The 12,650-nt window shown below is 55.0% G+C and carries 12 protein-coding genes; 8 read left to right on the forward strand and 4 right to left on the reverse strand.

The window, feature by feature from the left end; genetic code table 11:
• The first annotated feature begins 1 nt into the window (after window position 1).
• A complete protein-coding gene (locus CA264_RS07910) occupies window positions 2-1,201 on the forward strand; it encodes a threonine synthase (protein WP_025606120.1) in 1,200 nt (399 codons plus the stop codon).
• A 205-nt stretch (window positions 1,202-1,406) separates the two neighbouring features.
• On the forward strand, window positions 1,407-2,330 hold the full coding sequence (locus tag CA264_RS07915) for a polysaccharide deacetylase family protein (RefSeq protein ID WP_025606121.1): 924 nt from the start codon (window positions 1,407-1,409) through the stop codon (window positions 2,328-2,330).
• On the opposite strand, the gene CA264_RS07920 is transcribed toward CA264_RS07915, so the two are convergent.
• A complete protein-coding gene (locus CA264_RS07920) occupies window positions 2,327-3,205 on the reverse strand; it encodes a PhzF family phenazine biosynthesis protein (protein ID WP_036775776.1) in 879 nt (292 codons plus the stop codon). The genes CA264_RS07915 and CA264_RS07920 overlap by 4 nt on opposite strands.
• A 105-nt stretch (window positions 3,206-3,310) precedes the next feature.
• Here CA264_RS07920 and CA264_RS07925 point away from each other — a divergent pair, with 105 nt between their 5' ends.
• Window positions 3,311-3,904 carry a DUF429 domain-containing protein gene (locus tag CA264_RS07925; RefSeq protein ID WP_025606125.1) on the forward strand — a complete coding sequence of 198 codons (594 nt, stop codon included), beginning with the start codon at window positions 3,311-3,313 and terminating at the stop codon, window positions 3,902-3,904.
• Here the strand turns inward: CA264_RS07925 and CA264_RS07930 are convergent.
• Both CA264_RS07930 and CA264_RS07935 read right to left on the reverse strand, forming a co-directional pair.
• On the reverse strand, window positions 3,901-4,509 hold the full coding sequence (locus CA264_RS07930) for a hypothetical protein (RefSeq protein ID WP_036775780.1): 609 nt from the start codon (window positions 4,507-4,509) through the stop codon (window positions 3,901-3,903). The two genes, CA264_RS07925 and CA264_RS07930, sit on opposite strands and share 4 nt — an antisense overlap.
• Window positions 4,510-4,845: 336 nt before the next feature.
• Window positions 4,846-5,226, reverse strand: a complete 381-nt coding sequence (locus CA264_RS07935) for a hypothetical protein (RefSeq protein WP_025606128.1) — start codon at window positions 5,224-5,226, stop codon at window positions 4,846-4,848.
• A 155-nt stretch (window positions 5,227-5,381) separates the two neighbouring features.
• On the opposite strand from CA264_RS07935, the gene CA264_RS07940 reads away from it, so the two are divergent.
• From CA264_RS07940 to CA264_RS07960, 5 genes are all read left to right on the forward strand, one after another.
• Window positions 5,382-5,867, forward strand: a complete 486-nt coding sequence (locus CA264_RS07940; RefSeq protein WP_036775864.1) for a nucleoside deaminase — start codon at window positions 5,382-5,384, stop codon at window positions 5,865-5,867.
• A 127-nt stretch (window positions 5,868-5,994) separates the two neighbouring features.
• The gene (locus CA264_RS07945; RefSeq protein ID WP_025606132.1) at window positions 5,995-7,509 is read left to right on the forward strand and encodes a sensor histidine kinase; all 1,515 of its coding nucleotides are present in this window, start codon (window positions 5,995-5,997) and stop codon (window positions 7,507-7,509) included.
• Between the two features lie 17 nt (window positions 7,510-7,526).
• Window positions 7,527-8,264 carry a sensor histidine kinase gene (locus CA264_RS07950; protein ID WP_025606134.1) on the forward strand — a complete coding sequence of 246 codons (738 nt, stop codon included), beginning with the start codon at window positions 7,527-7,529 and terminating at the stop codon, window positions 8,262-8,264.
• 7 nt (window positions 8,265-8,271) lie between these two features.
• Window positions 8,272-8,685, forward strand: coding sequence for a response regulator (locus CA264_RS07955; protein WP_025606136.1), 414 nt, complete (start codon window positions 8,272-8,274; stop codon window positions 8,683-8,685).
• A 39-nt stretch (window positions 8,686-8,724) separates the two neighbouring features.
• A complete protein-coding gene (locus CA264_RS07960) occupies window positions 8,725-11,085 on the forward strand; it encodes a hybrid sensor histidine kinase/response regulator (protein ID WP_025606137.1) in 2,361 nt (786 codons plus the stop codon).
• Between the two features lie 97 nt (window positions 11,086-11,182).
• Here the strand turns inward: CA264_RS07960 and ffh are convergent, their stop codons facing one another.
• The gene (gene ffh, locus CA264_RS07965; protein WP_025606139.1) at window positions 11,183-12,517 is read right to left on the reverse strand and encodes a signal recognition particle protein; all 1,335 of its coding nucleotides are present in this window, start codon (window positions 12,515-12,517) and stop codon (window positions 11,183-11,185) included.
• Window positions 12,518-12,650: the final 133 nt, after the last annotated feature.

A 12,650-nucleotide genomic window follows, 5' to 3' on the forward strand; every position in this document is an offset into this window, starting at 1 on the left:
TATGGAGACACTAACTGAAAGCACCAGCCGCATGGTGCACCTTAGCTGCTCAAACTGCGGCAGCACCCACTCTGCCCACACCAAGCAAACCTTTTCGCCCTGCTGCCAGCTGCCGCTAGCAGCCCAATACGACCTGCAAACGCCTTTTCCGAAAGAAGTGCTTGCCAAGCGGGCGGCGACCATGTGGCGCTACCGCGAACTGCTGCCTGTGCAGCATGAAGAAAACATTGTGAGCCTGGGGGAGGGCTTTACCCCTATCCTGGCGCTGCAGAACCTTGCCCGCAAGTATAACCTCAGCAACCTGCTCTTAAAGGATGAGGGACAAAACCCAACCGGCTCCTTTAAGGCGCGCGGCTTAAGCATGGCCATCTCCATGGCAAAAGAACTAGGTGCGGAGGGATGCATTGTGCCTACCGCTGGCAACGCGGGAGTAGCGATGGCGGCTTACTGTGCCAAAGCAGGCATGAAGGCCGTTGTGGTGATGCCACGCCACACACCGGAGGCATTTAGAGAAGAATGTTACTGGTATGGTGCAGAGGTAGTACTGGTGGATGGCCTGATAAACGATTGTGCCGCCAAGGCCAAAGAGCTGAATGCAGCCGGCAACCTCCTGGATGTATCAACGCTGAAAGAGCCGTACCGCCTGGAGGGCAAGAAAACAATGGGGTATGAGCTAGCGGAACAACTCAACTGGCAGTTGCCCGACGTGATCCTGTACCCGGCAGGCGGCGGAACCGGCTTGATCGGCATCTGGAAAGCCTTTAAAGAGCTACAGGAGCTGGGTTGGCTGGAGGAGGATGTGAAGCTGCCGCGCATGGTAGCTGTGCAGGCCGCCAACTGCCAACCCCTGGTGGCTACCTACCTGGGGCACCAGGCAAACGCGCAGCAATATGTGGGCAAGCCTACCATTGCCAACGGACTGGCGGTACCCCGCCCTATTGGGGAGCAGATGATGCTGCAGGTGTTGCGCGAATCGGGGGGCACGGCAGTAAGTATTACAGAAGAAGACATGCTGCACGGTTTACGGGAGTTGGGCAGCCACGAAGGGCTCTTTGTGGCACCCGAGGGAGCCGCCGTATGGATGGCTGCGAGGCAACTGCTAAGCACAGGTGTCCTTGCCCCGCAGGAAACGATCCTGCTCCTGAACACGGGCTCCGGGCAGAAGTATATGAGCAACATAGCTGGCCAGGCCAAGGCTTAACTATACCGGAAGACACAGGCCGCTAGGGCAGCAAAACGGCATGTAAAGACAAGTCATCACCTGCTTTTAACCGGTGTAAGGGCATTGCTAAAAATGGCACTGCCCTTACGCCGGTTGCTCTCAAGCTTAGTCAGCCAACATTTAAAAATTAACATTTTAGCGGCAACGAAGAAATACGTATTTTGCAGCCAACCTTTCGCTGTTTATGCTTACATCCTTTACCCGCTGCACCCTTAAACTTTTGGCTGCCGCTACCCTGTTTACGGCTTGCGACCCGGCGCAGCCTACCGCCACAAACGTTGCCTCCGCTGCCCCTGAACCACTGGTTGATTCAGCGGCGGTGTTACCATCCGATACAGTTACAGCTGCCAGCCCTGTTCAGGAAACCGCACTGGCCCCACAGGCTATAAATCTAGCAGCCGATGCTGCCGCCATACTAGCCCGGCCCGAAGTACCCATCCTCTGCTACCATCAGATCCGCGACTGGACAGCCACAGACTCTGAGTTAGCAAAGACGTACATTGTGCCGGAGGAACGCTTCCGGGAGCAGATCAAAATGCTCGCCGACAGCGGCTACCACACCGTCTCTCCCGATGAGCTAATGGCCTACCTAACGACCGGGGCCTATTTGCCTGAAAAGCCCATCATGCTCACGTTCGACGACACAAACCTCACTCAGTATGAGGTTGCTGCACCTGAACTAGAAAAGTATGGCTTTAAGGGTGTTTTCTTTGTTATGACGGTTTCGTTGGGCAGGCCGCGCTACATGAGTAGCGCTCAGGTTAGGGAGCTGGCCGACCGCGGGCACACCATAGGCAGCCACACCTGGGATCATCACAACGTAAAAAATTACGAAGGGCAGGATTGGGTAACACAGGTAGAAAAGCCTAAAAAGAAACTCGAAGAAATCGTGGGGCAGCCTGTTACCTACTTTGCCTATCCGTTCGGCCTCTGGAACCCGCAGGCTATTCCGGAGCTTAAAAGCAGGGGCACGACGGCCGCCTTCCAGCTTGCAGCAGCCCAGGACAGGCAGGAACCTCTTCATTCTATCCGGCGCATTATTGCCAGCGGCTACTGGAGCCCCGCATCCCTCCACCGGAACATGGCCGGGAGCTTTAACAAGAACTAAGCGGGGAGCGCTAGCTGCTCCACCACGACGGCTGGCCCGCCTGCTTTCAGTGCAGCGATGCTTCCGTTTGCATCAACCGTAAGATACACCTCCAGCTGGCTAGGCGACGGCGGCTGCATAAGATAGCCCTGGTGGATCAGAAACTCTGTTTTATTGTATTGCAGCGCGTCGCGGAGATAGCAAGCCAGCGGGCCGGCGGCCATTCCGGTGGCTGACTCTTCAGGTATGCCATAGCGTGGTGCGAACATTCGCGTAGTGGCATCGGCAGCGCCTGTGGCCGTAGTGAAGACGTAGTAGCCCACCAGATCCAAGGCCTCCGAAACCCGGGCCAGCATCTCCTGAACAGGCTCCAACTGCCTCAGCACCCCCTCATCCCGCACCTGCACCAGTAAAAACCACACGCCCGTATGGGCCAGCACAGGTTCCACCAGTAACTCCTGCCCCGACTCCAGACCCAGCGAGGCCGCCACATCCGCTACGGAAACACTGGTCTCGGACAAAGCCTTGTACCGAGGCGCCAGTTGCGCCTGGTACACCTTTCCTTCTTTCAGTTCAATGTTACGCGGCCCCTCCACCGACTCCTTTACCGCAGCGGGGCCATTCACCAGCCCTTTTTGAGATAACAGGCCAAAAGTCGCCACCGTAGCGTGTCCGCAGTGCGGTATCTGGCGGTTTGGCGTAAAGAACTCCACCTTCGCATCCCCTATGTCAGAGTTAGACACGAAGGCTGTTTCAGAGAGCCCCAGGCTGGCAGCAATTCGCTGTTTCTCGTGCTGAGCCAGTGAGTCTGCATAAAGAACCACTCCAGCGGCGTTTCCGCCGGCAGGTGTCTGCGTGAAGGCTTTCACTAGGTATAATTCGGGCTGTACGGGCATTGTTGCTGTATCATTAGTAGGTAAGCGGCAAATTAGCTGAAAAGAAGTATAAAAACGTATGAACCCAGTAACACTTTCAACAACTGCTAAAAACAGAAAGGCACTATGGATGACACGCATATGGGGATAGACTTTGGCGCCAAGCTGGCGGGCACCACGGCGGTGGCAATGGTACGCGACGGTGCACTGCGCCTGTGGCAAAGCGAAAAGGGGAAGGACGCGGACAGCTGGCTGCTTTACTTGATTGCCGAACTACAGCCAAAGGTCATCTTCCTGGATGCGCCGCTCTCCTTACCGAAGGTCTATGCCCGGGAGGCTTTTACCACCGCCTCTGACTTCTTCTACCGCCAGGCAGACCGTGAGGTACAGGCTATGTCGCCGATGTTTATCGGGGGGCTTACCGCTCGTGCCATAAAGCTGCGCACCCAGCTCGCTGCGCAAGGCATTGCCGTGCTGGAAACCTATCCTTCGCAGGCCAACAGGCTCTTGTTTCCGCACCTGCAGGGCTACAAAAAAAGCCTTGCAGCACTCCCCACCTATGCGGGTGCGCTGCAAGGCCTTCTTAGCTGTCCTTTACCCATCCCTCCGGCAAACTGGCACCAAGTGGATGCAATACTAGCATGGAATTCAAGCTATAGGCATCTTCACCATCAAGCTATACTTTATGGTGATCCGAAGGAGGGTGTGGTGATCGTTTAGTTATTATCGGTGACATCAGCAGCTGTCTCCAGCGTGCGGAACTCCATCTGCAGTGCCTTGATCTTGACTTCCGTATCGGTCGGAATGTCTCCGTTGATCTCGCTCTTGCGCTGGTTCAGCTCCTCTAGCACCCGCTTCGCCATTTCCCAATCCTGGTCGTTCCAGCTGTCGCTTTTGGCCCGCACATTCTCCATAAAGGTGATATAGGCCTCGCGCACGTTGCTTTCGTTGATGGTGGCGAAATCCGCCCAGCGGTCCAGCAGGCCCCGCTCCCATTCCGCCAACCCAGGCTCATCCAGGTTACGCTGAAACTCCTCGTCGGCTGATTGGAACTCCTGCTTCAGGTTCTGATAGTCCTGCTTGAGCTCTTGTGAAAACTGGTCTTCCTTCTGGTCCAGTTCCTGCGTGCGCATCTTAAAATCGGCACGGGCACGCTCCCAGTCTTCCTCAGTACGGTCGGCTATATTTGAAGTCGTGTTACTGACCCACGTTCTGAAATCTGCCAGTTCGTCCTCCAGTTGCTGCTCTTTTGTGGCAGAGCAACTGCTGGCCAGAAAGCAAAGGCACAATAGCATAGCCGCTACTATTTCAGTTGTTTTTCTCATAGTGATTGTTAGTTTTTGATACATCAGCTCCTAGATACGGAACGGGTGCCAATAAGATATTTCGCGTGTATCACCGCAGAAAGCAAACCTTAGATGCGCCTCCCTTACCCAAACATTAATCACCTGTACACAAACCACTTAACCTATGCTAACTAAATAAAAAGGCCACACGTACACAAAGTAACAGCAACACATGTTACTGTTATTTATTTGCATAGTTATACATACTGATGATTCAGTAACAAGATACGCCGCCGGAAGGCCAAAACTGCAGTAGCTTATACTTCGAGTATGCATTAACACCGCACAAGTGAAGTATAAGCTATTTTTTGGCACTTACGGAGCAGCCTCCAGCACCAGGTACTGCCCCTGCAACCGGCTTTGCTGCAACACCAGCTGGTCAGGAGTAAGCTCCTGAACCTGCCATCGGTACAGCATCATATGGGGCATAGGTCGCCCGTCCACCCGTGTTGTCTGCATCCCGATCAGGCCCCTCTCCGCCTCCAGCGTCCACGTCCCCTCTTCCACCGACGCTATCCCGTTCACCGCGTTTGGCACTTGGCTTATGCGGCTGAGCCGGTACGTTCCGTCTGCACGAAAGGCCAGCCGCATCTCTTCAACCGGCAGCACCGGCTCCAGCTTACCCTCCTGCTGCCGCAGTGTTTCGCGCAGCACCCAGGTCTTCGCAAGCAGCGAGGCTGAGTCGGCCTGCAGCAAGGCTGCTGAAGGTAAAATAGCGGTAACCTTTGGGGCTGGAACCGCAGTAAGAGTCAGAATCAAGAGTAGTGTGGACAACATAGCTGAAGTATCATTGAACCATAGCTATACTTTACGCATATTCAACTATTTAGATATTTATCTTGCAAGAAACAATGGAACCGCAAAAAGAGCAGCAGCAGGCGTTTATGAGGGAGGCCATCCGCCTTTCGCTAGAGAAAATGCAGGAGGGCCACGGAGGGCCTTTTGGCGCAGTGGTAGTCCGCGACGGAGAGGTGATAGCACGCGGCTTTAACAATGTGCTGGCCAGCCACGACCCCACCGCCCACGCCGAGGTGGACGCCATCCGGAAGGCCTCGCAGGTGCTTGGCACCCACGACCTGTCCAGCTGCTCCATCTACACCAGCTGTGAACCCTGCCCCATGTGCCTGGGGGCTATCTACTGGGCCCGGCTGCAGAAGATATACTATGGCAACACCCACCAGGATGCCGCCCGCATTGGCTTTGACGACGCCTTTATTTACGAAGAGCTGGAGAAACCCACAGAAGCGCGCCGGATTCCGGCAGAGCAACTACTCCCGCAGGAGGCGAAGAAAGCCTTTGACGCATGGGCCGCAAAAGAAAACAGAGGGCACTATTAAAGCTTTTTGCAACAGGTGGTATTGGTAAAAAAAGTACAATAATCTATATTGCACTGCTTTTACAGGTATCGGAGGCTTGGTTCATCCTTCGCCCCGGCTGTAAAGGTTTTCCCGCTTACACACTTCTATGAAGCTCGTTACCAAAATTTACCTGGCCTTTGGCTTTATCATGCTAGTCTTAACATTTGTCACGGCCTCTTTTATGCTTCAGTCCTCCATAGTAAAAGAGGATGTTACCCATGCCATAGATTCAGCCGAAATACTCCGCCTCTCCGAGGTGATTGAAAAGGCCATCATCGACGCAGAAACGGGTGTGCGGGGTTTCCAGATTTCAGATAACGAAGCTTTCCTGGAGCCATTCTACAAGGGGCAGCGTGACTATGAGGCAACCTATCCCCAACTCATGGCGCTCGTGCGGACCCAGACCCAAGTCGAAAGGCTGACAGCGATCGACACGACCTTCGACCACTGGCTCAACAGTTTTGCCTACCAGGCTATCGAGCTGCAGCGGCAAGCACTGCTGTCGCGGGAAGGAGATGCCGCTTATGAGGCTTTCCGTGTAAATGTGGTGCGGGCGGGCATCGGGCGGAAGATCATGGACAACGTACGGGAGCAAATAGCTACCTTTGAGAAACAGGAGACCTACCTGAAGGAAGCCCGGATGAAGGAAATGAACAGCTCGCTGCGCTTAACCGAGAACCTATCCATCGCCCTGACCGTCGTCTGCCTCATTGTGGGGTTCTTCATCATTCAGGTGCTGGTAAAGGCAATCCGGCAGCGCTTGCTGACGATGGCCAACATGGCATCTGAGATTTCTGAAGGGGACTTCAGCGTTAGAATCCAGGATGAGCGCAACGACGAGATCTCTATCGTTTCGAGCTCGCTGAACGTAATGGCGCAGCACCTGGAGACAAGCTTCAACAACCTAAAGAAGACAAACAGCGAACTGGACCAGTTTGCCTACGTGGTATCGCACGACCTGAAAGCGCCCCTGCGTGCCATCAACAGCCTGGCCGAGTGGATTGAGGAGGACCTGGGCACGGACCTGGAGCCTGACGTGCTGCGCAACCTGGAACTGATGCGCGGGCGCGTGCTCCGTATGGAAAACCTCATCAACGGCATCCTGGATTACTCCCGCATCGGGCGGCAGGAGTTGCCCAAGCAGCACTTCTCCACTTTCCAGCTGGTTTCGGAGCTGGTGGATTCGCTTGCCCCTGCCAGCCATGTGCAGGTCAACATTTCAGACTCGCTGCCAGCGCTCACGGCTGAGCACATCCTGCTGCAGCAGGTGTTCGCCAACCTGATCAGCAACGCCATTAAGTATAACGATAAGCCTCACCCGGAAGTAACCATCGGTGGCCGTGCCTTGGCTGACCGCTACGAGTTCTGGGTGGAGGATAACGGCCCCGGCATCGCGCGGGAGTATCACCAGAAGATCTTCGGCATCTTTCAGACCATGGAAGCCCGCGACACCAAAGAGAGCACAGGCGTTGGCCTGGCCATTGTAAAAAAGATCTTGGATGAGAAAGGCGGCAGTGTCCGGGTAGAGTCCGGGGAAGGGACAGGAAGCCGGTTTGTGTTTACCTGGCCAAAAGAAACCCAGCAGTTAAAGACCAAAGCCCCGCAGGCCTTGCCAGTTTAAAAGAACACCCTATTCATATGGAACACCAGCCCCTCTCCTGCCCTGAGCAGCTCGCACAGCTACAGAAAGAGTTTGACGAGTTTGCCTACATTGTCTCCCACGATCTAAAGGCCCCCGTACGCGCCATTTCTAACCTCTCCAGCTGGATTGAGGAGGACCTGGGCTCGGACCTGGCGCCGGATGTAAAACAGAACATTGACTTGCTGCGCAACCGCACCACCCGGATGGAGCGCATGATAGAGGCCCTGCTTCAGTACTCCCGCGTAACCCGCATGGAGCTGGAGGTGGTGGTAACGGACCTGACCCGCCTGCTACAGGAGCTGCAGGATGAGTTGCCGGCGCACGTGCAGCTCGAGCTTCCGACAAGCCTGCCGGTGCTGCTTACCTATAAGGCCAAACTGCGCCAGGTGCTACGCAGCCTGCTGCAAAACGCCGCCACCTTCACAGACAAGGACTACCCGACTATTGTGGTCCGTGTGCAGGAGCAGGCACAGCAGCTGGTGTTCGAGGTGGAGGACGACGGCTGCGGCATTCCGGAAGAGGCACTGGGCAGCGTGTTTAATCTCTTTTACACTGTCTCACCCAAAGATTCGGTAGATACTATTGGGGCAGGCTTAGCTATTTCGAAAAAAATCGTCCAATTTGCGGGCGGCACCATCAAAGCGGAGACAAACGCCCGTAAAGGCACCACCGTCCGCTTTACGTGGCCCAAAGTATCGGAACCGGACCAACAGGATTTACATTACCATGAATAATTATCATATGAGTGAAAAGCTAATCAACATCCTGCTCGTTGAGGACGATGAAGTAGATATTATGAACGTGCAGCGCGCCTTTAAGAAGAACACCATCACCAACCCCCTGTTTATTGCCCATAACGGGCAGGAGGCGCTGGAAATGCTGCGCGGTGGCCAGGTACCGTTTCCCCACATCATCATCCTGGACATTAACATGCCGAAAATGAACGGCATCGAGTTCCTGCGCGAGCTGCGGTCGGATGAGAAGTTCAAGAGCGCCAGTGTTTTTGTCATGACCACCTCTAACCAGGACAGCGACAAGATTAACGCCTACAACTTTAATGTGGCAGGCTATATATTAAAACCCCTCTCCTTCGAGAAGTTCATAGCCTCCGTCGCCACCCTGAACAATTACTGGAAGCTCTGCGAGCGGCCATAGCTTCACCGTACAAGTATACTTGTCTCTCTTTTACCCTTAGTGACCCTGAGCGCAGTGCAAACGTTTACCCAACTACAAGACGCCCTCCCGGAGCAATTAAGCATTCTGATCATCGACGATGACAAGGTAGATCAGATGGCCCTGATGCGATCGCTGCAGAAGTCCGGGCTAAGCACCCAGACCTACACCGCAAATACCGCGCAGGCCGGTTTAAGGCTGTTGCTGGCGCAAACCTTCGACTGCATCTTTATCGACTTCATGCTGCCCGACATGGACGGCCTGGAGCTGATGGAGCACATCAGTAAACTAGAGTTGAGTGCCCCTGTTTTGGTGGTTACCTCCCACGGGGATGAAAGAATAGCCGCCCAGGCCATGCGGTTGGGCGCCGCAGACTACCTGCCGAAAAGCATGCTGACGCCGCAGAACGTATCCCACAGCATACGCTCCGCCATCCGCCTCCGCAAAGCCGAACTAAAGCGCATGGAGTCGGAGCAGCGGCTGCGCGACACGCAGTACCAGCTCGACCTGATTATCTCTAACTCGCCGATGGCCTTCTACAGCACGAATGCTGCCGGAGAGGTGCTTTTTGCCCAAGGCCGTGCCTACGACCTGATCGGTGTAAAGCAGGAGGAGCTAATCGGGCGGCCCTACTATGAGCTGTTCCAGCACTACCCGCGCATCGTGAACCGCTTTAAGCGTGCGCTCAACGGGGAGACCATCCAGTCGGTAGACGAAACGAACGGCTACTTTCTGAAGGCCCACTACATACCGGTGTACGACGCGGCGGGCCGCATGATGGGCGTCACCGGCTTTGCCCTGGATATTACCGAACGAATCCAGAACGAGCGCGAGCTGACACAGGCAAAGGAGGTAGCCGAAAAGTCTGTGCGCGTGAAGGAGCAGTTCCTGGCCAACATGAGCCACGAGATACGCACGCCCATGAACGGCATCATCGGTTTGACGAATGTGCTGCAGAAAACGCAGCTCAATGACGAGCAGCATAAATTCCTGAAGGCGATACAGACATCGGCCAACAACCTGATGCAGATCATAAACGACCTGCTGGACTTCTCGAAGATCACCTCGCAGCAATTCACCTTTGAGCACATTGCCTTCTGCCTGCCCGAGCTGGTGCAGGACATCGTGCTGCTGATGGAAACGCGCGCCTCAGAGCGGGGCAACAGGCTCTCGACCTATCTGGATGCCAGCGTTCCGCAGCAGTTGATAGGCGACCCGCTCCGCCTGAAGCAGGTGCTGCTGAACCTGGTGGGCAATGCCATCAAGTTTACAGACCAGGGCGAGATAAAGCTGCTTATCCACTCAATTGGCCAGAAAGACGAAAAGCTCATGCTGGAGTTCACGGTTGAGGACACCGGCATCGGTATTGCGGAGGATAAGCTGCAGGTAATCTTCGAAAGCTTTAACCAAGGCAGCAACGACACGACCCGCAAGTATGGCGGCACCGGTCTGGGCCTCTCAATTTCGAAGCACCTGGTGGAGATGCAGGGCGGTACGATGGCCGTTCGGAGCCACCCGAAGGTGGGCAGCGCCTTCACCTTCTCCCTGCCCTTCGGCGTGCAGCAACCGCTTCCGGAACAGGCGCCGGAAAGCGAGGAGCAGCCTCTAAGCGAACCGGCAGGCGCTCTCGGGGAGCTGCGCATTCTGCTGGCCGAGGACAACGAGATTAACCAGCTGCTTATATATACAGTGCTGTCGGATTGGGGCGTTACCCTGGATACGGTGTTTAACGGGCTGGAGGCGCTCCAGCTTTTCGAGCAGCAGGAGTATGACCTCATCCTGATGGACATGCAAATGCCGGAGATGGACGGGTATGAGGCCACGCGCCGTATCCGGGAAATGGATGGCCCAAAGGCCCGCACGCCCATTATCGCTCTCACGGCCCACGCCACAACAGGCGAGATCGAAAAGTGCCTGGCAGCCGGGGCCGACGCCTACGTATCGAAGCCATTTGAGCCGGAGTATCTCTACGACACCATTTACAGGCTCACGCAGTGTAGCACAGCCATTGTTTTACCCTCAGATGCTGCCCCAGGTATAAACCTGGAGCCCCTGCTACGGCTGGTCAGCGACCGCAACGGCTTTCTGGCCGAACTCCTAACCCTTTGCCTGCACAACACCCTGCTGGCTGTGGAGCAGCTAAAGCACAGCCTCAAAAGCGGGGAGCTACAGCTGCTGCCCAACATTGTGGCAGACCTTTTTGACAGCGTGTCTGTTGTGGCCGCACAGCCGCTTCTGGGAAGGCTGAAAAGCCTGAAAGAAGCTATCAGCTGCCAGGATGCAGCACTGGTAGAAACCCTCGTGCTACAGGTTATCTCCGATTGCCAGGAAACGGTTGCGCTGCTGGAGAACGAGCGCATGCAGCTCTCGGCGCAGGTTTAAACGGCCCTCGCTCAACAACCTGCCGGTAAGGGCAAAAAAGGCGCGGGCCATACTTCATGGAAGTATGGCCCGCGCCTTTTAACGTATAGCCCGAAGTTTAGCGCTTCATCAGGTTGGCCATGTTGCTCAGGCCTCCGCGCTTACCGGCCATTTTGTTCATCGAGCGCATCATTTTGCGCATGTCGTTGAACTGCTTCATCAGATTGTTCACCTGCTGAATATCCGTTCCGCTTCCTTTGGCGATACGGGCACGGCGGCTTCCGCTGATCATGTCCGGGTTCTCGCGCTCTTCCTTCGTCATCGATTTAATAATCGCTTCGATAGGCTTAAAGGCGTTTTCATCGATCTCCACATCCTTCAGGGCCTTACCAACACCCGGTATCATACCTACCAGGTCTTTGATGTCACCCATTTTCTTGATCTGCTCCAGCTGCGTCAGGAAGTCATCGAAGTTAAACTGGTTCTTGCGAATCTTCTTGTTGATGCGTTTCGCCTCGTCCTCATCGAAGGCCTGCTGCGCGCGCTCCACCAGGGAGATCACGTCACCCATGCCGAGGATACGCTGCGCCATACGGTCTGGGTAGAACAGGTCGAGGGCCTCCATCTTCTCACCGGTAGAGATAAACTTGATAGGCTTCTCTACTACGGCACGGATGGAAAGGGCCGCACCACCGCGCGAGTCACCGTCGAGCTTCGTCAGCACCACGCCGTCGAAGTTGATGCGCTCGTTAAAGGTTTTGGCCGTGTTCACCGCATCCTGGCCTGTCATGGAGTCCACCACAAACAGGGTTTCGGTTGGGTTGATGGCCTTTTTTATCTCGGCGATCTCGTTCATCATCGCCTCATCCACAGCCAGACGACCGGCGGTGTCAATGATAACGACTTTCTTATGTGTTTTCTTGGCGTGCTCAATTGCGTTCAGGGCAATCTGCACCGGATTTTTGTTCTCCAGTTCGGTATAGGCCTCTACCCCTACCTGCTCGGCCAGCACCTGCAGCTGGTTGATCGCCGCCGGGCGGTACACGTCGCAGGCGGCCACCATTACAGAACGGCCCTGCTTTTTAATGTAGTTGGCCAGTTTGCCGGTAAAGGTTGTCTTACCAGAACCCTGAAGACCGGAAATAAGGATGACAGCCGGATCACCTTTCAGGTTAACGTCCTTTTTCTCGCCGCCCATCAGTTCGGTCAGCTCCTCGTGCATGATCTTCACCATCAGCTGGCCCGGCGACACCGCGATCAGTACATCACGGCCCAGCGCCTTCTCTTTGATGTTATCGGTGACAGATTTGGCAACTTTATAGTTTACGTCGGCATCTACCAGGGCGCGTCGCACCTCTTTGATGGTTGTGGCTACGTTTATCTCGGTAATGTTTCCCTGGCCTTTCAGCGTTTTGAAGGCTCGGTCTAACTTGTTACTTAAATTATCGAACATCTCTTTTTCTGGATTTACCTACAAAAATACGGATTATCAGCAAACTTACTACTCAAATGTACGACATAAACAGGATTGGTATTGGTTCCGGGCAAAGTATAATACAACAGCAGCCACTTTGCCCCGTAAATCC

Source organism: Pontibacter actiniarum, from assembly GCF_003585765.1.
Lineage (GTDB): Bacteria > Bacteroidota > Bacteroidia > Cytophagales > Hymenobacteraceae > Pontibacter > Pontibacter actiniarum.

Coding starts and splice junctions, on each gene's coding strand:
- CA264_RS07915 (WP_025606121.1), top strand. CDS start 1,407: ATGCTTACATCCTTTACCCGCTGCACCCTTAAACTTTTGGCTGCCGCT.
- CA264_RS07920 (WP_036775776.1), bottom strand. CDS start 3,205: ATGCCCGTACAGCCCGAATTATACCTAGTGAAAGCCTTCACGCAGACA.
- ffh (WP_025606139.1), bottom strand. CDS start 12,517: ATGTTCGATAATTTAAGTAACAAGTTAGACCGAGCCTTCAAAACGCTG.
- CA264_RS07950 (WP_025606134.1), top strand. CDS start 7,527: ATGGAACACCAGCCCCTCTCCTGCCCTGAGCAGCTCGCACAGCTACAG.
- CA264_RS07925 (WP_025606125.1), top strand. CDS start 3,311: ATGGATGACACGCATATGGGGATAGACTTTGGCGCCAAGCTGGCGGGC.
- CA264_RS07955 (WP_025606136.1), top strand. CDS start 8,272: ATGAGTGAAAAGCTAATCAACATCCTGCTCGTTGAGGACGATGAAGTA.
- CA264_RS07930 (WP_036775780.1), bottom strand. CDS start 4,509: ATGAGAAAAACAACTGAAATAGTAGCGGCTATGCTATTGTGCCTTTGC.
- CA264_RS07910 (WP_025606120.1), top strand. CDS start 2: ATGGAGACACTAACTGAAAGCACCAGCCGCATGGTGCACCTTAGCTGC.
- CA264_RS07945 (WP_025606132.1), top strand. CDS start 5,995: ATGAAGCTCGTTACCAAAATTTACCTGGCCTTTGGCTTTATCATGCTA.
- CA264_RS07940 (WP_036775864.1), top strand. CDS start 5,382: ATGGAACCGCAAAAAGAGCAGCAGCAGGCGTTTATGAGGGAGGCCATC.